This is a genomic window from Caulobacter sp. DMC95 (genome assembly GCF_056313785.1).
Map to the genome: position 1 here is coordinate 610783 of NZ_JBQUZP010000002.1, position 21537 is coordinate 632319.

Sequence of the window (21537 nt, forward strand, 5' to 3'; positions counted from 1 at the left end):
GGGGAGGAACCCCGCCAGAGGGGCGGCGGGGCTTACGCGTACTGAAACGATTTAGAATTCTTCCCAGTCGTCGCTGGACAACGCGCCGACGGCCTTGGCCAGCTTGGCCTGGGCGGCGGCGACCGGGTTAGCGCCCGGGCGGCTGGCCGAACTGGCGAGGGCGGGGCCGGGCGACGCCGAGTACGAGGACGGCGCCGGGGCGGGGGCCGAAGCGCGCGGTGCGGCAGGCGGCGGGGCGACCGAGCGGCTAGCGCGCTTGGAACCGCCGGCGGCGGCGATGCTCGCCGAGCCCTTGACGCGGAACTTCGAGATCATCTGCATCAGGTTGCCGGCTTCGCTCTTGAGTGCATGCGAGGCGGCCGTCGATTGCTCGACCATGGCGGCGTTCTGCTGGACGGTCTGGTCCATCTGGTTGACGGCGGCGTTGACCTGGTTGAGGCCCGTGGCCTGTTCCTGGCCCGAGGCTGCGATCTCGCTGACCAGGGCGTCGATTTCGCCGACCTTGACCACGATGGCCTGCAGGGCCTCGCCGGTCTGGCCGACCATGGCGACGCCTTGATTGACCTGCTGGGACGAGGTCGAGATCAGGGTCTTGATCTCCTTGGCCGCGTCGGCCGAGCGTTGGGCCAGGGCGCGAACTTCCTGGGCGACCACGGCGAAGCCACGGCCGGCCTCGCCGGCGCGAGCGGCTTCGACGCCGGCGTTCAGGGCCAGAAGGTTGGTCTGGAAAGCGATCTCGTCGATGACGCCGATGATCTGGCTGATCGACTGCGAGGACTTCTCGATCTGGTTCATCGCGTCGACGGCGTTGCGCACCACGACGCTGGAGCGCTCGGCGTCCGAACGGGTGGAGCCGACCACCTTGGAAGCTTCCTGCGCTCCGGTCGACGAACGCCGCACGGTGGCGGTGATCTCATCCAGAGCCGCGGCGGTTTCTTCCAGGCTGGCGGCCTGCTGCTCGCTGCGGCGCGAAAGGTCGTCGGCGGCCGAGGCGATCTCATCCGAGCCCGCGCCAATGCTGCTGGCGGCGTGGACGATGGTGCCCATGGCCTCTTCCAGCTGGGCGATGGCGCCGTTGAAGTCGGTCTGTAGGCGCTTGTAGGCCTCTGGGAATTGCTGATCCAGGCGATAGGTCAGGTCGCCGTCCGACAGGCGGGCCAGCCCGCCGGCGATGGCTTCCATCACGAACGCCTGCTCCTTGGCGGCGGCCTCGGCCAGTTCCTGGTTGCGGCGACGCTCGGCTTCGACCTCGGCGCTTGCGCGCTGCTGCGCGGCCTCGGCGGTGCGCAGGGCCACGGCGTTGTCCTTGAACACCTGGACCGAGCGGGCCATGGCGCCGACCTCGTCCTTGCGATCGGCGCCGCGCACTTCGACGTCGACCGAGCCTTGGGCCAAGATGTCCATGGTCTTGGCGGTGGCGATCAACGGGGCGGCGATCTTCTTGGAGCCGATCCACAGGGCGAAGAGCAGAGCCCCGCCTGCTGCGATCAAGCCGAATATAATCGAGAAGATCGTGCTGGCGGCCGCCGCCTTGCGCGACTCCATCACCATGGCGTCGGTCTCGTCGGCGTGGCTATTGGTGAAGTCCGCCGCGTCCTTGTTGAGCGCGGCGATTTCAGGGTCGATCACGGCCATCACCATGATGGCGGCCTCATTGGCGTCCTGCAGGCCAAGGTCCGCGCCCTGACGCGCGCTCGTATAGATCTTGTCGAACCGCGCGGCGAAATCGGCGACCTTCTTTGCGGCAGTCGGATCAGCCGCCTTGATCTTCGCTAGCTGCTCCTTGCCTTCCTTATAGGCGTGGTCGATTTCCTCGCTCGCCGCCTTGGCCTCGGCGGAACTGCCGGGATTTGAAACGGTCCGGTAGGCGGCATAGCCGATCGCCACGACCCGCCGATTAAAACGCGCGGTGGCCAGTTCGGCCGGCGCCCGTTGCTCGACGAGAATCTTCTCGTTCGCTTGAGCTTTACGGGATTGGTAGGTCCCCATCCCGACGACCACTAAGGCGACTATGGTCAACACGATGGCCGGCAGCGCCACCTTGGTTGAGATCTTCAAGTTGTCGAAGTTCATAGGGGCCTCGTCGACGAGCGGACGCGCAATCGTGCAAATGTCAGTTTCCAGAACGCTCTCGCGCGGTAAAATCGCGGTTAACGCTCGCCCTTGAGACAGGCGTCGCGACAGTCTGCCGCACCCGGATCGGGCCCTTCGATCAACTTAGGCGCGATGGCGACCTTGCTTTTCATCAAGCTTTTGGGTGCGCGGCCTGATAGGCGGTCAGAAGGCCTGCAGCGTCTACCTGGGTGTATCGCTGTGTCGTGGAGAGCGAAGCGTGCCCCAAGAGGTCCTGGATAGCCCTGAGATCGGCGCCGGCCCCAAGAAGGTGCGTGGCGAACGCGTGTCGAAAGGCGTGGGGCGTGACGCGGTCGGATAGTCCCAGGCGTCCGCGCAGGATCTGCACCAACCCCTGGACGTGGCGCGGCGACAGCGGCCCGCCGCGCTTGGCGCGAAACAGGAGCTCGTCCGGGCCCAGCACGAACGGGATTTCGTCCAGATAGACCCCAATGGCGTCGCGAACGGCGTCCAGCACGGGCACGATGCGGGTCTTGCCGCCCTTGCCGGTGATCCGCAGCGCCGCCGCCAACGGCGCATCGCTCATGCGCAGGGAGAGGGCCTCGCTGATCCGCAAGCCGCATCCCCAGAGCAAGGTCAGCACGGCCTCATCGCGGGCCGTCTCCCAAGGATCGCGCTCGGTGTCTACGGCGGCCTCAGTGATCAGGTCACGCGCCTGGTCTTCGGACACCGGTCGGGGGAGGCCGATCTTGAGCCGGGGGCCGCGCACCAGCGCCACGCCCGCGTCAGACACGCCGTAGCGCTGGTCGAGATAGCGATGAAACGCGCGGATCGACGACAGCGCCTGGGACAGCGAACGCGGGGCCAGGGCGTTCTCGCCCTGGCGGCGGGCGGCCAGATAGCCGCGCAGGTCGGCCGCCGAGATCTCACCCATCGCGGCAAGGCTGAGCGTCTCGCCCCGATGGCGTTCGAGGAAGTTCAGATAGGCCAGGACGTTGTCGCCATAGGCCCGCACCGTGCGGGGCGAGGCCCGACGCTCAAACGTCAGGTGGTCCAGCCAGGCGGCGTAGGCCTGGCGGGCGCTCACAGGACGGGCCAGCGTTCGGCCGTGCGCTCGACGACGCGGGCCAGGAAATTGACCAGCTCCGTCCCCATGTCCGGCGTGAAGCCTTCAGGGTCGGTCGAGCCGAACGCGATCAGCGCCTCGCGACGGGGCTCCCAGATCGCCATGCGCACGATGGCCATGCTGCGAATCGTCTCGGCCTTTTCATCGAACAGCGGCAGCGCCGGCGCGAAGAAGCCCATGCGCGCGATCGGCGCGTCGCCCAACAGCATGTCGACCTGGCTTTCGGCCAAGGCGCGCCATCCTGCTGGCACCCGGCTGGGACCTTCCAGCGCGATCACGCCGGCGGCGTGTCCAAACCGCAGCTGGGCCATCTCGTCCACGCGGCGCGCGAGGTCGGAGTGGTTGCGGGCGTCGAGCATGTCGATGACGGCGGCGTGGGTCTGGGCCTGGGCCGAGTAGTTGGCGCGCGCATTCGCTTCGATCGCCTGTCGCACGCTGGCTTCGCGGCGATGGGCGGCGGCGGCGCGGGCCAGGGCGCGCGGACCGAAGTCAACGACGTTCGCCGCGTCGACCCGCAGGCCCAGCTCGCCCAGCAGGTTTTCGTCCTGACGGAGGAACTCCGGCTCGGTGCGCAGGAAGTCACGCACGCTCTCGGCATCCACGACCGTCGTTCTGGTCGCTCGCGTCGCGTCGCTCATCTCGTCCCCACCGGCTACAGACTCAAGGCGACCAGATGAAGCGCCAAGACGGTTAACAGCGGCTTGATGCCGCCCGCGCCCGACGCTCTCGACCTGGGGACGGTTTCGCGGCAGAAGCTCTCGCCATGCCGCGCATTGCTTCCGTCCTGCTGCCGATGCCGTTGCCGGAGGCCTTTGACTACGCCGAACCGGAAGGCCTCTCGCTGGCCGTCGGCGATCATGTGACCGTGCCGCTTGGACCGCGCGTGGTCCGGGGCGTGGTGACGGCGGTTAGGGACGGCGCGGGCGGCAATCGACCGCTGAAACCTATCCTGGAGCGGGTCGACGATCCGCCTCTCCCGCCTGGAGCACTGGCGTTTGTGGAGTGGGCGGCGCGCTATTCGGTCGATGTCCCCGGCTGGCCGCTGGCCATGGCTCTGCGCGGCCTGCGCCATCCGCCGCCCAAGCCCGACAAGGTGCTGACGCTGACGGGCGTCCAGCCTGCCCGCGTGACACCGGCCCGGCTGAAGGTGATGGCCGCCGCAGAGAACGCCCGGCTCTCCGGCGCGGCCCTGGCGTCGGTGGCGGGGGTTTCCGCGGGCGTCGTCAAAGGCCTGGTCGATGAAGGCGTGCTGGCCATCGAGCTCGTGGAGCCCGAACGCGGCCTGCCGCAGCCCGATCTTTCGCTGCCGGCGCGCGCCCTGAACCCGGGTCAAGCCGCCTGTGTCGAGGTGCTGAAGGACATGGTCGACAGCGGCGGCTTCCAGGCCGCCCTGCTGGACGGCGTCACGGGCTCGGGCAAGACCGAGGTCTATCTGGAAGCCGTAGCGGAGGCGCTCAAGGACCCTGACGCGCAGGTCCTGGTGCTGCTGCCTGAGATCGCCCTGACCCAGGCGGTGATGGCGCGGTTCGAGCAGCGATTCGGCGCGGTCCCGGCCGAGTGGCACTCTGGCGTGTCGCCGCCGCGTCGGCGGCAGGTCTGGGAAGCCGTCGCCAACGGGAACGCGCGCATCGTGGTCGGGGCCCGCTCGGCGCTTTTCCTGCCGTTCCGCAAGCTGCGGCTGATCGTCGTGGACGAGGAGCACGACAGCTCGTTCAAGCAGGAAGAAGGCTTCATCTACCAGGCCCGCGATCTGGCCGTCGCCCGGGCCAAGATCGAGGGGTCCAGCGTCCTGCTGGCCTCGGCGACGCCGTCGCTGGAGAGCCTCTATAACGCCCAGACCGGCCGCTATCGCTGGCTGCGGCTGTCGGCTCGGCACGGGGCGGCGCAGTTGCCGGATATCGGCTTGATCGACATGCGTCAGACTCCGCCCGAACCGGGGCGCTGGCTATCGCCGCCGCTGATCAAGGCGATGGCTGTGACGCTGCAGCGCGGCGAGCAGGCCATGCTGTTTCTGAACCGGCGGGGCTATGCGCCGCTCGTTCTGTGCAAGGCCTGCGGTGAGAAGATGAAGTCGCCCGACACCGACAGCTGGCTGGTCGAGCACCGCTACACCGGGCGGCTGGTCTGTCACCTGACGGGCTTTTCGATGAAGAAGCCCGAGGCCTGCCCCCATTGCGGCGCCAAGGACTCGCTGGTCTCGATTGGTCCTGGCGTGGAGCGGGTCGAGGAAGAGGCGCGGCATATCTTCCCCGACGCGCGCGTGGCGGTCTTCTCGTCCGATACGGTGATGGATGCGGAGGGGGCCAAGGCGCTCGTCTCCAGCATGGCGGCCGGAGAGATCGACATTCTGGTGGCCACCCAGGCCGCCGCCAAGGGCCACAACTTCCCGAACCTGACCCTGGTGGGCGTGGTCGACGCCGATCTGTCGCTACGCGGGGGCGACCTGCGGGCAGGGGAGCGGACGTTCCAGCTTCTCGCCCAGGCGGCCGGACGGGCGGGGCGGCACGAGAAGCCCGGGCGCGCGCTGTTGCAGACCTATGCGCCCGACCACGCGGTGATGCAGGCCCTGGCGGCGCAAGACCGTGACGCCTTCATCGAGGCCGAGATGGCGATGCGCGAGGACGCGGGTCTTCCGCCTTTCGGGCGTTTGGCGGCGGTCATCGCCTCGGGGCCGGACGGGGCGGCGCTGGACGCCTATGTCGAGGCGCTTGCGGCGGTTATTCCCAACGCCGAGGGCGTGGAGGTGTTCGGCCCCGCCGATGCGCCGCTGGCCCTCGTGCGCGGCCGTCGCCGCAAGCGGTTCCTGGTGCGCGCCGCGCGCAATGTCGACCTGCAGGGCTTCATGGCCGCCTGGCGGGCGCGGGCCAAGGTTCCGAACTCGGTGCGCGTGGTGATCGACGTCGATCCCTATAGCTTCCTCTGAGCGTCTGCGAGGCGGCGCGGCAAACGAAAACCCCCGGGGCGTCGCCCCGGGGGTTTGTTGTTTGACCGTCTCCTGAAGACGCGCCGCCGCTATGACGACTTCTTGGCGTCGCGTCTGCGAGACAGCATGTTCAGGCCTTCGACCCCAGCCGAGAAGGCCATGGCCGTATAGATGTAGCCCTTAGGCACGTGGGCGCCGAAGCCCTCGGCGATCAGTACGGTGCCGATCATCAGCAGGAAGCCCAGGGCCAACATGACCACGGTCGGGTTGGCGTTGATGAAGTTGGCCAGCGGGTCGGCGGCCAGCAGCATCACGGTCACGGCCACCAGCACGGCGATGACCATGATCGGCAGGTGCTCGGTCATGCCCACGGCGGTCAGGATCGAGTCGATCGAGAACACCAGGTCCAGCAGGATGATCTGGAAGATAGCCGAACCGACATTGTTGATCACAACGGTGGCCTTGTCCTTTTCGAGCACGTCGTCGCTCTTGCCGGGATCCACCGCGTGGTGGATTTCCTTGGTCGCCTTCCAGATCAGGAAGACGCCGCCGGCGATCAGGATGAGATCGCGCCAGGAGAAGGCGGTCTCGAAGCCAGGTTCGCCGTGTGATCCGACCGGACCGCTGATCCCGAGATCGAAGACGGGCGCGGTGAGACCGACGATGAAGGCGATGGTCGACAACAGCACCAGACGCATGATCAGCGCCAGCGAGATACCGATCCGGCGGACCTTCTGCCGATGCTCCTCAGGGAGCTTGTTCGACAGGATCGAGATGAAGATCAGGTTGTCGATGCCCAGCACCACCTCCATCACGACGAGCGTGACAAGAGCGGCCCAGGCGGCCGGATCAACAGCAAGGCTAAGGATTTCGTTCATGGGTCCCCAATAGGGTTCTGGCGCCGCGCCTCCCCGCACGGAACCGTGAGAGCGACCAAATGGGGGACGAGCGCCCTGCTTGTCGAGACCTCGCGTATCGAAAAGCGACGCCGGAGGACGTTTTATGCCCGAAGCATCCCACATCAAGCCGCTCACGGCGCTGCGATTCTTTGCCGCGTTCTGGGTGGTGCTCTACCACTATTGGCCCAACCTCGATGTGAGCTTCACGCCGGCGGTCGCGGCCAAGGGCTATCTGGGCGTCGAGGCGTTCTTCGTATTGTCGGGGTTCATTCTTTGCCACGTCTATCTCGCCGGGTTTGGCGAGGGGCGGTTCCGCTACGGCGAGTTCCTGTGGAACCGACTGGCGCGGGTCTATCCGCTGCATCTGGCGACGCTGATCGGCGTCGGCGGCATGGCGATTGTCGGAACCCTCGCGGGGATGGCGGTCGATCCGAACATCCTCTCCTGGGCGTCGTTGCCGGCGAACCTCTTGTTGGTTCACGCTTGGGGCTTTGCGCCCGTTGCGGGCTGGAACCACGCCTCGTGGTCGATCTCCGCCGAGTGGTTCGCCTATCTGACCTTCCCGGGCTTCGCCTTCCTCGCATGGCGTTTGCGGGAGCGGCCGATCACTGCGGTTCTGGCCGCCCTGGCGCTGATCGCCGTGATCTATCCCCTGTTCCAGACCTTGGCGGGCTTTCCCCTGACTGAAGCCACGATCCGGTGGGGCGCGCTGCGGATCGTGCCGTGCTTCGCCCTTGGGTGCGCGCTGCACGCCCTATGGCGCTCGGGAAGGTTCCCAAGCCGACTCACTTTGCCCGGACTGGGCCTTATGGCGTTGCTGATCCTCGCCGCCATCCAGACCGGCGCCCCGGATTTGGGCATTGTCATGCTTTTGGGCGGGCTGATCTTCATGCTGGCCAGCCTGGCGTCGGCGGGATCCGCCTTCGCTGGCCAGAAGATTTTCGTCTATCTCGGTGAGATCAGCTACTCGACCTATATGATCTGCATTCCCTGGAAGATCGTGGCGATCAACGTCGCGACGAAGATCCTGAATACCGATAGCGACAAGTTGCCGCTGCTGGTCTGGATCTTGATTGTCTCAGCGCTGGTCCCCCTGTCCGCGATTTCCTACCACGTCATTGAGAATCCATTCCGGGAGCGGATGAAAGCTTGGGCGTCGACGTGGAGGAACCGCCGCCTCGCGGAGGCGGGCGCCTGATAAATACTCTTTTCACCAATCGCCTGTAGGGTTATCCCTTCACCCAGTGACGCGGGGAGTACCCACAGCATGACGAAACGGACGAGGACCCTCCTGGGTTCCCTGGCCGCTGCCGCCATGATCAGCCTTGTGCCGGTGTCTGGCGCGAACGCTGACGGCTACTGGCAGTGCGTTCCGTTTGCGCGTCTGATGTCGGGCATCCAGATCTTCGGCGACGCCCGCACCTGGTGGAGCCAGGCGGCCGGCAAGTACGATACGGGCTCGGCACCGAAAATCGGTTCGGTCCTTTCCTTCAAGCCCACCGCCCGTATGAACCTTGGCCATGTGGCGTTCGTCAGCCAGGTGCTGACCGACCGCGTCATTCAGGTTACCCACGCGAACTGGTCGGTCATCGAAGGTGACCGCGGCCAGATCGAGAAGGACGTGACCGTCGTGGACGTTTCGCCCAACGGCGACTGGACGCAGGTCAAGGTCTGGTACGACCCGATCCGCGATCTGGGCACCACGGTCTATCCGACCAACGGCTTCATCTACCAGGACGCACAGGCGATGAAGATCGCCATGGCCACCAGCAAGATCGCCATGGCTCAGAACGCCGTGGTCTCGGCCGCCAAGTCCGCCGCCAATCAGGTGGCCGCCTCGGTTCGCGCCTCGCCGCTGGACATCATCAACCAGGCCGCCGACTCGACCGACCGCATCGCGGCCCTGATCGAGGCTGCCACCGGGGGTGGTTCACCGCCGAGTGACACCAGCAACAGGCCGAACGCGCCGCGCTAAGGCCTGGATTTCGGGCTACGTCCATCAAGTCGTCCGCCTCGCGCCCAGCGCCTCTGAACATGCGTCCCTGTCGTCGTCTCACCAGAGACAGGACGATGGAGGCGATGCGACTTTCTGTCGCGATTTGAACCGTTGCTTAAGGCTGTCGTGGGAAGCTCGGGGCTGTTTCCGCGTCATTCCGCCCTCCTTGAGCGTCCGTCCCGCACGATGCCTTCCGCCGCACCGTCACGACCGAGCCTCATCCGCAACGTGCATCCGTCGGTGGTGCGCGAGGTTCTGGAGGCGCACGCCCGGTATCTGAAGGGGGTTCCCAAGGGCCGGCGCGCGGCGCTGCAGTACGTGAACCTCAACAACTACGAGCTCGACGGGGCTGATCTTTCCGAGGCCGACCTTACCGGCGCCTTGCTGGGCGGGGCGTCGTTGCGCGGCGCCAAGCTGAGCCGCGCCACGCTCTTTGGAACGGATCTTCGGGATTGCGATCTGCGCGACGCGGACCTCTCGCGCTGCGACATGCGCGGCGCATGCCTGCGGGGCGCCAATCTTGGCGGGGCCAACCTGTCCAACTGCGATCTGCGCGAAGGCGTCACTGCGGTGCAGGACGACGAGAAGGGCCTTCGGATCCTCGAACATTCCAAGCGCCCGGGCGAGCTGGACTACGCCATGCTGCAAGGCGCCAACTTGAACGGCGCCCAGATGTCCGGCGCGTTCGCGCGCCAGGCCGACTTCACCGACGCCGACCTCTCGAACGTCACCCTGCAAGGATCCCGGCTGACAAACGCTGTGATGGATGGGGCGAACTTGACCGGCGCCATACTGCACAACGCAGACCTGTCCAGGGTGTCGCTTCGCCGGGCGGTTCTGACGGGCGCCGACTTGAGCGGCGCGGACTTCACCGGCGCGGATCTGACCGAGGTGCTGCGCGCGCCGCCGCCGATCATCTATGTCGATGATCTGCCCTTGAACGAGGTGCTGGAAGCGCACGAGCTGTTCTGTAAGACCGACGGCCGTGAGGGTGCGATCGCCCGCGTCGCTGACGTCGATTTTCGTCCGCTGCGCCGCTTGAAAAACCGTCGCCTCAGCGGTCTGTCGGCCCCCAAAGCGGTCTTTTTCGGCATGGACCTTGAGGGCGCGCAACTGCAGGGCGCCAATCTCACTGGGGCGGATCTTCGCGGGGTGAAGTTGCGCGGCGCCGACCTGCGCGGCGCTCGGCTGGTGGGGGCCCAGCTTTCCAGAGCCGACCTGACGGACGCCAAGCTTGGCCCCCTGAAGATCGCGGAGGATCGCGTGGTCCGCACCGACCTGACCCGTGCGGCGCTGCGCGGCGCCAATCTTCGCGGGGCCAGCGCGCAGCGCGCCAGGTTCATCGAGGCTGATCTCTCCGGCGCGCGGCTCGATGGGGCCGACCTGAGCGGCGCCGAGATGCCCGTCGGCGCCTCGCTTTAGCGACGGCTGTTGGCGACCGGCTCTCAACTTTTAATTTTATCGTCACATCCGCGTCGGCGGCGTTCGCGTATACACGGGGTAGTTCTCAAGGAGTCCGCCCACCATGACTTCCCTTTCCACGTTCGCCGCGGGCGGCCTGATGGCCTTGGGCGCCTTGGTGATCGCGACCGACGCCGCCGCGCAGTCGCGCGCCCCGGATCGCGCTGTGATCGGGATCGCGGCGGTCTACGCGCCCGCCTATCAGGGCGCGGACGACTATCGGCTGATGCCGTTCCCGGTGATCGACGTCACCTATGGCCGCTTCTTCGCCAGCGGCCGCAAGGGCGTCGGCTACACCGTGATCGACGGATCGCCGGTGAAGGTCAGCGCGGGCGCGACCTACGTGCCGGGCTATCGCCGACGCGACGCGCCGACCGGCGTTGGACGTCTGGATGGCGGCGCCGGGTTGCGTGTCGCGGCGGATATGCGGCTGGGCGACGTGCTGGCCACGGTGAGCGCGACCAAGGTGGTCTCCGGCGATGTTGACGGGGCGCTGGTGGACGCCAGCCTGGCCTATCCGATCCGGGTCTCTGATCGCCTGAGCCTGACGCCCAGCGTTTCGGCGACTTGGGCTGACAGCCAGTACAACCGGGCCTATTTCGGGATCAGCGCCGCCCAGGCCGCAGCCTCGAAGCTGCCGGTCTATCGCCCCGGCGGCGGCGTCAAGGACGTCTCCATGTCGCTCAGCGCCAACTACCGCTTGAACGACAAGGTCAGCCTAGGCGCGACCACCAGCCTCAGCCGTCTGACCGGCGATGCGCGCCAGAGCCCGATCGTCGTGAAGGCCACTCAGCCCTCGGCGGTGCTCTCGGTGGCCTATCGCTTCTAGTCCCATGCTAGAGCGCGTTGGGTTTAAGTGTAGGCGGTTAAACCGCTCGAACGCGCTCTAAGTATATGAATCAGAGCCGGTTTATCTGGTTTAGATGGTTCCATCTGAACCAGACAGGCTGTTGGGCGCGTTGGCCCCGAACGGCGGGTGATCCGGGCATAATTTCGCGCTGAGCCTTGCGGTGCGCATTAACCTTGGTGTTGATGCACGCGAACCGTAGGAGTCTTTGATGTCGCGTTTGTCCTGGATGATCGCCGCCGGCGCCTTGGCGCTGGCCGGCCTCAGCGGAGCCGCTCACGCCGCAGCGCCGCAGTTCAAGCCGTCGGCTTGCAAGGGCGACTACAAGGACGCGGCGCGGCAGGTGCGGTGCGCGACCCTGGTCGTCGACGAGACCCGCGGCGACCCGAAGAGTCGCCGGATCGAAGTCGCCGTGGCCATCGTCAAGGCCAGCGAGCCCAAGGCCGGCCAGCCGCCGGTCGTCTACTTGCACGGCGGCCCGGGCGGTTCGGCCGTTAGCGGCCTGCCGCGCATGCTTAAGAGCAAGGCGGCGCTGGAGTACGTCGCGGTCGACCAGGACTGGATCTTCATCGACCAGCGCGGCGGCGGACAGTCCAATCCGAACCTGGATTGCCCGGGCGCGAACCTCACCGACGCCGGGCCGCCTACCGAGAAGGACGCCAAGGCCATCATCGCCTGCATGAAGGCCTTCCAGGCCAAGGGCGTGAACCTGTCGCGCTACAACGCCGTCGAGGTCGCCAAGGACGTCCAGGACCTGCGCAAGCTTCTGAAGCTGCCGTTGATCGACCTCTATGGCGGCTCTTACGGCACCCGCATCGAGGCGGCGATCCAGGCTCATGCGCCGCAGGGCGTCCGCGCGGTGGTGCAGGATTCGCCGTGGCCGCCGGAGGCCGACTGGACGGTCGGCGGGCCCGCCATGGTCTCGAACTCGATCGATATCGTCATGGCCAAGTGCGCGAAGGTCGCCGAGTGCGCCAAGCGCTACCCCGACCTGAAGGCCAAGCTCGCCGTGGTGGCCGAGCGCTGGCTGGCGGGGCCCCAGACGATCAATGGCAAGACCTATACGGCTGATGACCTCGGCGGCTACCTGATGGACGCCAGCTACTTCACCGCCAGCGTCCTGCCGCGTGACCTCTGGAAGATCATCGAGGGGGACGTTTCGCCGGTGGCCGAGTTTGTCGAGAGCCGTGACTACTACAGCGAGGGTCAGTTCATGACCCACCTGTGCAAGGAGGAAATCCCCTTCGAGAGCCGCGCGGCCGTGGCCGACGGGACGCAGAAGGACCCCGTCGCCCGCCTGATGGTCGCCTCGATGCAGCGCATCCATGACGTCTGCGCCGCGCTGGATTTCGGGCCGATCTCCAAGCTCGAGCAGCAGCCGGTCAAGACCGCCATCCCGACCCTGTTCCTGGCCGCAGAGATAGACCCGGGCTGCCCACCGGAACTGACCCGCGCCGCCGCCAAGGGCTATCAGGGCTCGCAGGTGGTGATCGTCACCAACGCCACCCACGGCGTCAGCCGTCATCCGTGCGCCCGCAAGATGATCCGAGCCTTCTTCCAGGATCCGACCAAACCGGTGGACCGCAGCTGCCTGCCAGCGGCGGATGCGCCGATGACGTTCGTCTACTGAACGCAAAGAGCGGCTTGACGTCAGCAGATCGATGACGCCTCCTTTGGTTGAGTAAAGGGGCGTGCGATGCAGGCGATCATGTTGGCGGCCGCTCTGGCGGCGGGATCGGTAGCCCCCGCCGTAGCTCAGAATAGCGGGCCGGCGCCAGAGGTTAGCGAGTCCCCGATCGACTATCCCTCAGTGGCGGCCGCGCTGGCCGACCTGAAGGGGCGGCCAGATGTCCAGATCTCCGCCCAAGGGGGCTGGACGATCATTGTCCAGCAGCAGCCGCGAGCGCTCTGGTCTTTTCCTGACGCTCGGCATCCTGCCTATCCAGCCGCCGTCCGACGCGAGGTCGTCACCGGGCCAGACGGCAAGGTCTATGTGCGGATGCAGGTGCTCTGCGAAGCGTCGAAGCACGCCTGCGACGACCTCGTCCGATCCTTTCAGGCGCTGAATGAGCAGATCGGCGCTTCTGGGAAGCGCCGATCCCGATAGGCTCTACATCTTTTTCTTCAGCGGCAAGAGATCCGGATAGACCGCGTCGCGCTTCTGGGCCTTGGCGGCGAAGGCTTCGGCCATGTGGGGACCGGAGAACATGCCGGTCTGCCAGGTGGCGATGTAGTCCAGGCCGTCGGCGATGGTGTGGTCGCGGGCGTAGTTGATCATCACCTTGCTGCCGGCCACGGCCAGCGGCGACTTCTCGGCGATCTCGCGGGCGGTGGCCAGGGCGTGGGCGACCACTTCCTCGTGGGTGTCGAACACCTCGTTGACGAGACCGATGTCACGCGCGCGCTGGGCGGGCAGGCGGCGGCCGGTATAGGCCAGCTCCCGCACCCAGCCCTCGGGGATCAGCTTGCACAGGCGTGGGAAGGTGCCGACGTCGGCGGTCATGCCGATATTGATCTCCTGGATCGAGAAGAAGGCGTCGGTCGTGGCGTAGCGGATGTCGCAGGCGCTGACGAAATCGACCGCCCCGCCGATGCAGCCGCCCTGGATGGCGACGAGGACCGGCATCCGCGCCTTGTCCAGGCAGCTGAAGGTGTCCTGCAGGTGATGCACGAAGCGGCGGAAGCTCTCGGCCGCCACCCAGCGGTCGGCGTCCTGGCGGGCGGTGACGCCCTCGTCGTCGGTGAACACCGACAGGTCCATGCCGGCGCAGAAATGCTTGCCGGTCGAGGAGATGACGATGCAGCGCGCCCGCGCATTGTCATCAATATCTTTTACAATCGCGGGAAGCTCGTTCCAGAACGGCCGTGTCATGGTGTTCATGGCTTCGGGGCGCTTCAACTGGATGTGCGCGACGCCAGCCTCGATCTCGACCTTGAAACAGCTATAGTTCGCCTGATCCTGGTTGCTCATGCTGGCCTCCCTTGTGTTGTTCGTGACTATCGAACGGGGGGAGGGCGGCGACAACACTGACCCTACGGAAAATGGAAACGACATGACGACGCGCAAGACCCCCGCCACCGCCCTGGCCATCGCCGCCGTCCTGGGCGCCAGCCTGGCGGCCGCGCCCGCGCCCCTGCTGGCCCAACAATCCAAGCCGCTCGGTGGCATCTTCGGGTGCGAAGGCTCGGGCAAGAAGCAGGAAGGCGGCGCCCTGATCGGCGCGGCCGCCGGTGCCCTGCTGGGCAGCAAGGTCTCCAAGAACGAAAAGACCCTGGGCGCGCTGGTCGGCGCGGCGGCCGGCGCGGCCGCCGGCGCCTACATCGGCTGCCGCATGCAGTCGACTGACGCCGCCCTGGCCGAGCAGGCGACCAAGAAGGCGCTCGAGACGGGCGTCGCCCAGACCTGGAGCAACAGCCGCACGGGCAACTCGGGCCGCATCAACGTGGTCTCGTCCAGCTACGGCCCGCCGATCGACGGTCGCAACATTCGCTACGCCCAAGGCGTCCAGAGCCTGCCCACACTGGCGGCCACGGCCGGCGCCTACACGGCCGCCTCGACGGTGAACCTGCGCGCGGGCCCGTCGACCAAGACCGCCGTGGTTGGCAAGCTGGCGGCGGGCGAGACGTTCGACGCCCTCGGTCAGGCCACGACGGGCGGCTGGGTGCTGGTGGGCCGCAGCGGCTTCGGCGTCGGCTATGCGGCCGCCTCGCTGGTTCGTCCCACCGGCCAGATGGCGGCCAGCTGCCGGGTCATCGACGCGGCGGTCTCGGGCGGCGGACAGGCGACCTCGACCCAGCGCTACAGCGCCTGCCGCGACAATCGCGGCGAGTGGCAGCTGACCCAGGCCTAAGGGCGGATCCTTTCGGGAGCCAGCCGTTTGTAATCGGATCGCCCTTCTCGCCGGGAAGGGCGATCCTTTTTTATTCGGGTGGGCGCCCCTGAGAGGCCAGGCCGATCCGCCAATCACCGCCTTTGGGCCAAGCTCCATGGACGCGGCGGGGCGACCGGCCTACCTTACGCGCGATCACTTGAAGGGAGCCACGCCATGGACGCGGCCGTTTTTCGCGAACCTCGCCGACGTGTGGTGGCCGTGCCCGGCGGCGAAATCGCCGCCCTGGAGTTCGGTCCCGAGGACCGGCCGATCGACATCGTCTTCGTGCACGCCAACGGTTTCAACGCCCAGACCTACCGCACGCTCCTTTCGCCGCTGGCGGCGGGTCTGCGCATCCTGGCGATCGACCAGCGCGGCCACGGCGCCACGACCTTGCCGGCCGACCCGAAGGGGCGCCGGTCGTGGCGGGATCTGCGCGACGACTTGGTCGGTCTACTGGACGCCTTGGACGGACCGCCGGTCGTGCTGGCCGGCCACTCGATGGGGGGAACCGTCAGCCTGCTGGCCGCCGCCGAGCGCCCGGACCGGGTCAAGGGCCTGCTGCTCCTCGACCCTGTGATCATGCCCTGGCTGGCCAATCTCTACGCCAAGGCGCCCTGGACCTCGGGGCGGGGTTTTATGCAACTGCCGATCGCCCAGGCGGCGCTGAAGCGGCGCGAGGTGTTCGACAATCGCGAGGCGGTTTTCGCCGGCTACAAGGGGCGCGGCGCCTTCAAGACCTGGCCCGAGACCATGCTGGCCGACTATGTCGCCGGGGGTGTGGTCGATGCGCCCGAGGGCAAGGTGCGCCTGGCCTGCGCGCCGGCCTGGGAAGCCTCGAACTACGCCGCCCAGGCGCACGATCCCTGGCGCGCGGTTCGGCGCGTGACGGCGCCGGTGAGAATCCTGAAGGCTCAGAAGCACTCGACCTGCCGCGCCGGCGACAGCTTCGCGCGGCGGGGCCGCGACGTGCGGATCGAGACGGTTGAGCGCACGAGCCACTTCCTGCCCATGGAGCGCCCCGACCTGGTGCGCGACGCCCTGTTCGAGATGGCGACGGCTTAAAGCGCCAGTCCCTTCAACTCGTGGGCGGACAGCGCGGCCCGGGCCGCGTCGGTGACCGGCACCACCTTGCGGGCGTCGAGGTCGAAGGTGATCGCCACCGCCTCGGAGGTCCCCCAGGGCTCGCCAGTGGCCGGGTCCAGCATCCAGTGGACGACGCGCATCGTCCGGGCGTCGGTCCCGAGCAGGCCTGAGCGGATCTCGATGCGATCGCCGGCGCGGGGCCAGGCCAGATGGACGATCCGGTACTCCAGCACCGCGCCGCCCATCCGTTGAGGCTTGTGCTCGGCGTGCTCGACCACGACGTCGCGGAACGGATGGATGAATGTGCCGATGCCGTCCGACACCCGGCCGATGAACTGCTCGGTCCGCATCCGTCCGAACACGTCGCAATCGGAGGGCAAGAGGCCGCCAAGGCCGATCCGAGCCAAGCCCAAGGCGTCAGCGCGGGCGAGGCTGGCGGTGGGCGTGAACGGCGAGATGTCGATGCTGCGGGCCTGAGCGCGTTCCGGAACCTCGACCTTCAAGGCCTCAGCGCGTTCGCGGGCGACCTTGGGCCAGGGGAAGGGCTGGCCATCGCGCGGCGTGGCGTGAACGACCGTGGTCTGGAATGTGGCCGCCAATTCTCCAGAGGCCGGATGGATCAGCAACTGTAGGATCCGCGCCTCGCACTCGCTCATCTCGATCACGCCGCCCAGCATATAGAGCGGCGCGCCGGCATGGGCCTCGCGCAGGAAGCGGATGTGCTGCTCCTTGACCAGCAGGGTCGCATTGGCGTGGGGCGAGAAGGCGTGCGGCAAGCCAAGCTCGGCGGCCATGCCGATCAGGCCCTCCTGGGCGCGCACCACATAGTGGCGCACGTTCATGTGCCCCATCTCGTCGCAGTCCCAGGTGTTGACCCCGCCGCGCCAGATTTCGACGCCGGGGAAGGGCTGGGCGGTCATGGAGATGCTCAAACGCGATTGAACGGTTGTTCGAGTCTAGCGGGCTTTCGTCAGCTTCTGCAATCGGCGCAGAGGCCGTGGGCCTCGATCGTCACGCCCGTCAGCGCATAGCCTGCGGCCTCGCCGGCGGCGATGATCTCGGCGCTGGCCTTGGGCTCGATCTCGCGGGTGGCCCCGCAGCAGTCGCAGATCAGGAAGGCTGCGGCGTGGCCGTCTGCTTCCTTGCGGCAGGCGACGTAGGCGTTGAGGCTCTCGATCCGGTGGGCGAAGCCCTGCTTTTCCAGGAAGTCGAGCGCCCGATAGACGGTCGGCGGCTTGGCTGGCGGACCATCGCCCCCGAAGGTGGAGATCAGATCATAGGCCTTCACCGGTTGGCCAGCCTGCAGCAACAGTTCAAGCACGCGTCGGCGGGGCGCCGTCAGGCGCTGGTCGGCCGCCGTGCAGCGCGCTTCGGCCGCATCGAGTTCAGCCGCCAGAGCGGCGCCGAGGACGCCGTGATTGTGGTGGTCGTGTCCGCAGGAAGGGGCGTTGGCCATGATCAAGAGGTAGAGGGCCTGAGAGCTGGGCGCAACCTTGCTGGCGCGCGCCGAATGACCCGATTTCCCCGGCGAATGCCGGGGCCCAGATTCATCCGGAGAGGGTGGCGTGAACGCGCCATCGCCCGGTGTTTCCTGGCATACGCTCACGGGTTCGATCTGGACCCCGGCATTCGCCGGGGAAATCGGACTTTGGGGCTACAGCAGCGGTTTGGACAGGGCGGCTGCCTCGGCCTCGCAGCGTTTGGCGTCCGGAGCAGGACCTGCCGCGCGCGCCGCGTCGAGCTCGGCCCGGGCGGCGGCGAGATCAGCCTTGAACGTGTCGGACGATTTCAGCGCCGCCAGCAAATTTTCCGCATTCATCTGACCCGCCTCGACCGAGCTCATGTTGTGCACGCCGCAGACCACGCGGCTTTCGCCGTAGGCCTTGGCCCGGGCCAGGATCGCCTCGCGCCGGTCGGGGGCCAGTTCGGCCAGGACGAGACCGACGCTCCAGCCCCAAGTCGAGTGGCCTGAAGGATAGTCGGGCGAAAGCGCCAGACCCAGGCTGCGCTTGATGCAGATGGGGCCTTCCTCGCTGAAATAGGGGCGGGGGCGACGGTACTTCAGCTTGGGGCCGGCCACCGCGGAGCGGACGTCGCGGCTCATGCGGAGCAGCGTCGCGGCGAGCTTGGGATTGCGCTCGAACGACGGGCTGACGCCCAGCGCGCAGGCGTAGCCGTCCAGCACGTTCTCCTCGACGTTGTCGGCCTGGGCCAAAGACCAGCGCGGCGTGTCCTTCATCGCGCGGGTGGCGCGGAAAATCTCGCGGTCTCGCTGCTCGGCCGTTGAGCCCTTGGCCGGCGGCGGCGGCAGGTGGTCGCGCGCGTCGAAGGCGCCCTTGGCCAGATAGCGGTTGGAGGGCGCGTCGCCGCCCAAGGTGGCGCAGCCCGTCAGCATCAGGGCGGTGGTGGTGACGAGCCAGACAACGCGCATGAAAAAGGGTCCCCGAAATCGCTTTCGGAGACCCTGCATTTTCAAGTCCGGCCGATCAAGCCTGCCGGACCGTCAGCCTTACTTGCCGAACAGCTTGTTCCAGCGCGGCTTCTCGCGGCCTTCCCAGGCCTTGCGCCAGTAGGCGTCCGAGGCGATCAGCGGGACCACGGTGGTGGCTTCGGCGAACACCATCTGTTCGTAGGTGGTCGAGACCTTGCCCCACGAGGCGGCTTCCTTCAGCGTCGACGACGAGCAGGCGCCGTCGCGCACGTCGGCGACGGTGATCTGGATGGCGTACTTGTGCATGTCGGCCTCGACGCCGAGGATCTCGGCGCAGACGACGGTGTCCTGGGCGAAGTTCTTCGGAACGCCGCCGCCGACCATGAACAGGCCCGTGGTGCCGGCCGCGATCTTGACGTCCGTCAGTTCACGGAAGTCGGCGACCGCGTCGATCATCAGGTAGGGCTTCTTCTCGGCGATCTTTTCCTTCTGGTGCTTGACCAGGCCAAAACCGGCCGAGCTGTCGACGAAGGCCGGGCAGAAGATCGGCACGCCTTCGTCGTAGCAGGTCTGGATCAGCGAGCCTTCCTTCTTGGCGTTGCCTTCCGCCAGCCACTTGCCCATTTCCCAGATGAACTCGCGCGAGGAATAGCCGCGCGGCTCCAGCTTGTTGCAGATTTCCAGGATCGTGTGATCGCAGGCCTGCAGCTCTTCTTCGTCGATATAGGTGTCGTAGATGCGGTCGATGTAGTTGTCGCGCAGGACATTGTCGTCGACTGGGCCGGCGGCCTGATAGTGCTTGAAGCCCAGGGCTTCGAAGAAATCCATGTCGACGATGCTGGCGCCGGTGGCGACCACGGCGTCGATCATGCCGTTCTTCACCATGTCACGGTAGACGTGCATGCAGCCGCCGGCCGAGGTCGAACCAGCCAGGATCAGCCAGGTCGAGCAGCCCTTGTCGGCGAGCGCCATGTTGAAGATGTCGGCTGCGCGGGCGGTGTCGCGCGAGCTGAACGACATCTTGCGCATCGAGTCGATGATCGGGCGAGCGTCGTACGACGTGATGTCGACGTGCTCGACGACCTTCTGCAGAAGTTCGGCTTTTTGGTTGTTCGGAACGGGAGCGTTCATCGCTTCGGTTTCCCTGACTTTGGACGCCCGTCGTGGAAGCAAGCTCTTCACCGGGACGGAGCGACCGGCGGGAGCGGAAAATACGAACCGCGCTCGACGTCTCAAAACGTCGAGCGCGGCGCGCGGTTTAACTCAAAAACGGTCTACTGACGAACCGTGTCGGATCAGCGACGGCGCTTGCGCTTGCCGGCTGCGCCCTTCGGACGCGAGAAGCGGACGATCTTGCGTTCTTCCGTCTCCTGACGAACGACCGGGATCGAGCGCTTGGCGAGGCCATACATCGAGGCCATCGGCGCGTCCTGCACCTCTGCGGCGTCGGTTTCGCCGAAGCCGTTGAAGCGGGTGTTCATGGCGACGCCATAGGCGCCGAGCATGCCGATCTCGATGTAGTCGCCTTCGTCCACGCTCTCCGGCAGATAGAAGGGGCCGGGCATGTGGTCGACGCTGTCGCAGGTCGGGCCGTAGAAGCGGAAGGGCTTGAGGCCTTCTTCCACCACTTCGCCGCTCTTGCGGTACAGCTTGACCGGGAACGGCCACTTCATGTGCGCGGCGTCGAACAGCGAGCCGTACGACCCGTCGTTCAGATAGAGCGCGTCGCCCTTCTTCAGCTCGACCTTGACCAGGAGCGAGGAGGCTTCGGCCACCAGGGCGCGGCCCGGCTCGCACCAGAGCTCGGTGGTCTCATGGACCATCATCTCGGCGAAGCCGCGGTCGATGGCGGCCAGATACTCGGAGAGATCCGGCGGGACCATGCCCGGATAGATCGACGGGAAGCCGCCGCCGACGTCGACGACGTCGGCCAGAACGCCGGCGCGCACCAGCGCGCGCGAGGCCTGGGCCATCGCCGCCTGGAAAGCGGTGGGGCGCATGCACTGGCTGCCGACGTGGAAGCTGACGCCCATCAGGTCCTGGGTCGCGCGGCGCGCGGCCAGCAACAGGTCTGGGGCGTTGTGCATCTCGACCCCGAACTTGCCCGACAGGCTGTAGGCCGCGCCCTCGGCCTGCACGCCCATACGGACGATCAGGTTGAGGTCCTTGGCCTGGCCGGTGGCGTCGAGGATCTTGGCCAGCTCTTCATGGGTGTCGAACGAGAAGGTCTTCACGCCGTGGTCGAAGTAGGCGGCGGAGATCGCCGCCCGGCTCTTGACGGGGTGCATGAAGGCCATGCGCGACCCCGGGGCCTCGTTGGCCACGAGCTCGACTTCGTTCAACGACGCGACGTCAAAGGATCGCACGCCGGCCTGCGCCAGCTCGCGGATCACCCACGGCGAAGGATTGGCCTTCACCGCGTAGAAGACGTCGCCTTTAAATTCGGACTGGAACCAGCGCGCAGCTACGGCAACCGCGTCAGGCCGCACGAGTGCGACGGGACGTTCCGGTGACCGCTCACGGACCAGGTCCAGGGGCGAATGGTACGTGCGCAATTCACGTAACCCCCTGTTGGAAGTTAAACCCAGGCCGGCGTTAGCAGCGTTTAGAGGACTTCGGGTCCGCCGGAGCCGTGCGAAATAGGGGCATTGATCCGGGATGTAAAGACCCTTTTGCGGCCCCGTTTCGGGGCGAATTGATCAAGGCGCGGGTCGCAGGGTCTGGGGCGACTGTTTTCGCCGTTTTAGGCCCCGCCACGGTTGAAAATACAGGGGCTTTGCTGGGTGGGTGACGGTCCCTTACGAGCTCAGAAAACGCGGGCGA

The 21537-nt window shown here is 66.9% G+C and carries 19 protein-coding genes; 9 read left to right on the plus strand and 10 right to left on the minus strand.

Annotated features, from left to right (window positions below; genetic code table 11):
- Positions 1-51 precede the first annotated feature (51 nt).
- From ACT53N_RS06880 to ACT53N_RS06890, 3 genes are all read right to left on the minus strand, one after another.
- On the minus strand, positions 52-2073 hold the full coding sequence (locus ACT53N_RS06880; RefSeq protein ID WP_476063197.1) for a methyl-accepting chemotaxis protein: 2022 nt from the start codon (positions 2071-2073) through the stop codon (positions 52-54).
- Between the two features lie 172 nt (positions 2074-2245).
- Positions 2246-3160, minus strand: coding sequence for a tyrosine recombinase XerC (locus ACT53N_RS06885; RefSeq protein ID WP_476063198.1), 915 nt, complete (start codon positions 3158-3160; stop codon positions 2246-2248).
- On the minus strand, positions 3157-3837 hold the full coding sequence (locus tag ACT53N_RS06890) for a DUF484 family protein (RefSeq protein ID WP_476063199.1): 681 nt from the start codon (positions 3835-3837) through the stop codon (positions 3157-3159). The genes ACT53N_RS06885 and ACT53N_RS06890 overlap by 4 nt, the downstream gene beginning before the upstream one ends.
- Positions 3838-3962: 125 nt before the next feature.
- Here ACT53N_RS06890 and ACT53N_RS06895 point away from each other — a divergent pair, with 125 nt between their 5' ends.
- Entirely contained in the window at positions 3963-6122 is a 2160-nt protein-coding gene (locus ACT53N_RS06895; protein ID WP_476063200.1) for a primosomal protein N', read from the plus strand.
- A gap of 89 nt (positions 6123-6211) precedes the next feature.
- Here the strand turns inward: ACT53N_RS06895 and ACT53N_RS06900 are convergent, their stop codons facing one another.
- Positions 6212-7000 (minus strand): TerC family protein, encoded by a 789-nt coding sequence (locus ACT53N_RS06900; protein ID WP_476063201.1) that lies wholly within the window; start codon positions 6998-7000, stop codon positions 6212-6214.
- A gap of 124 nt (positions 7001-7124) precedes the next feature.
- Between ACT53N_RS06900 and ACT53N_RS06905 the strand changes: the two genes are divergently transcribed.
- From ACT53N_RS06905 to ACT53N_RS06930, 6 genes are all read left to right on the plus strand, one after another.
- A complete protein-coding gene (locus ACT53N_RS06905) occupies positions 7125-8219 on the plus strand; it encodes an acyltransferase family protein (protein ID WP_476063202.1) in 1095 nt (364 codons plus the stop codon).
- Positions 8220-8288: 69 nt separating this feature from the next.
- Positions 8289-8996, plus strand: coding sequence for a CHAP domain-containing protein (locus tag ACT53N_RS06910; RefSeq protein WP_476063203.1), 708 nt, complete (start codon positions 8289-8291; stop codon positions 8994-8996).
- Positions 8997-9203: 207 nt separating this feature from the next.
- Complete coding sequence (locus tag ACT53N_RS06915) at positions 9204-10439, plus strand: pentapeptide repeat-containing protein (RefSeq protein WP_476063204.1); 1236 nt, start codon at positions 9204-9206, stop codon at positions 10437-10439.
- A 103-nt stretch (positions 10440-10542) separates the two neighbouring features.
- Positions 10543-11307: a MipA/OmpV family protein gene (locus tag ACT53N_RS06920; RefSeq protein WP_476063205.1), complete on the plus strand. Its 765-nt coding sequence runs from the start codon at positions 10543-10545 to the stop codon at positions 11305-11307.
- Between the two features lie 226 nt (positions 11308-11533).
- On the plus strand, positions 11534-12955 hold the full coding sequence (locus ACT53N_RS06925) for an alpha/beta hydrolase (protein WP_476063206.1): 1422 nt from the start codon (positions 11534-11536) through the stop codon (positions 12953-12955).
- A gap of 66 nt (positions 12956-13021) precedes the next feature.
- Positions 13022-13432 (plus strand): hypothetical protein, encoded by a 411-nt coding sequence (locus tag ACT53N_RS06930; protein WP_476063207.1) that lies wholly within the window; start codon positions 13022-13024, stop codon positions 13430-13432.
- Between the two features lie 3 nt (positions 13433-13435).
- Here ACT53N_RS06930 and ACT53N_RS06935 read toward each other — a convergent pair whose 3' ends face one another.
- Positions 13436-14296: a crotonase/enoyl-CoA hydratase family protein gene (locus ACT53N_RS06935; protein ID WP_476063208.1), complete on the minus strand. Its 861-nt coding sequence runs from the start codon at positions 14294-14296 to the stop codon at positions 13436-13438.
- Positions 14297-14378: 82 nt separating this feature from the next.
- On the opposite strand from ACT53N_RS06935, the gene ACT53N_RS06940 reads away from it, so the two are divergent.
- Together ACT53N_RS06940 and ACT53N_RS06945 are read left to right on the plus strand one after the other, a co-directional pair.
- Positions 14379-15176, plus strand: coding sequence for an SH3 domain-containing protein (locus ACT53N_RS06940; protein WP_476063209.1), 798 nt, complete (start codon positions 14379-14381; stop codon positions 15174-15176).
- A 195-nt stretch (positions 15177-15371) separates the two neighbouring features.
- A complete protein-coding gene (locus ACT53N_RS06945; RefSeq protein WP_476063210.1) occupies positions 15372-16262 on the plus strand; it encodes an alpha/beta fold hydrolase in 891 nt (296 codons plus the stop codon).
- Here ACT53N_RS06945 and ACT53N_RS06950 read toward each other — a convergent pair.
- From ACT53N_RS06950 to ACT53N_RS06970, 5 genes are all read right to left on the minus strand, one after another.
- Positions 16259-17203, minus strand: coding sequence for a thioesterase family protein (locus tag ACT53N_RS06950; RefSeq protein WP_476063211.1), 945 nt, complete (start codon positions 17201-17203; stop codon positions 16259-16261). The two genes, ACT53N_RS06945 and ACT53N_RS06950, sit on opposite strands and share 4 nt — an antisense overlap.
- A gap of 50 nt (positions 17204-17253) precedes the next feature.
- Positions 17254-17739 (minus strand): Fur family transcriptional regulator, encoded by a 486-nt coding sequence (locus tag ACT53N_RS06955; RefSeq protein WP_476063212.1) that lies wholly within the window; start codon positions 17737-17739, stop codon positions 17254-17256.
- A gap of 198 nt (positions 17740-17937) precedes the next feature.
- On the minus strand, positions 17938-18714 hold the full coding sequence (locus ACT53N_RS06960) for an acid phosphatase (protein ID WP_476063213.1): 777 nt from the start codon (positions 18712-18714) through the stop codon (positions 17938-17940).
- 78 nt (positions 18715-18792) lie between these two features.
- Positions 18793-19845 carry a 1,9-bis(guanidino)-5-aza-nonane synthase gene (locus tag ACT53N_RS06965; protein ID WP_476063214.1) on the minus strand — a complete coding sequence of 351 codons (1053 nt, stop codon included), beginning with the start codon at positions 19843-19845 and terminating at the stop codon, positions 18793-18795.
- Between the two features lie 164 nt (positions 19846-20009).
- Complete coding sequence (locus ACT53N_RS06970) at positions 20010-21269, minus strand: type III PLP-dependent enzyme (protein WP_476063215.1); 1260 nt, start codon at positions 21267-21269, stop codon at positions 20010-20012.
- Between the last annotated feature and the right edge of the window lie 268 nt (positions 21270-21537).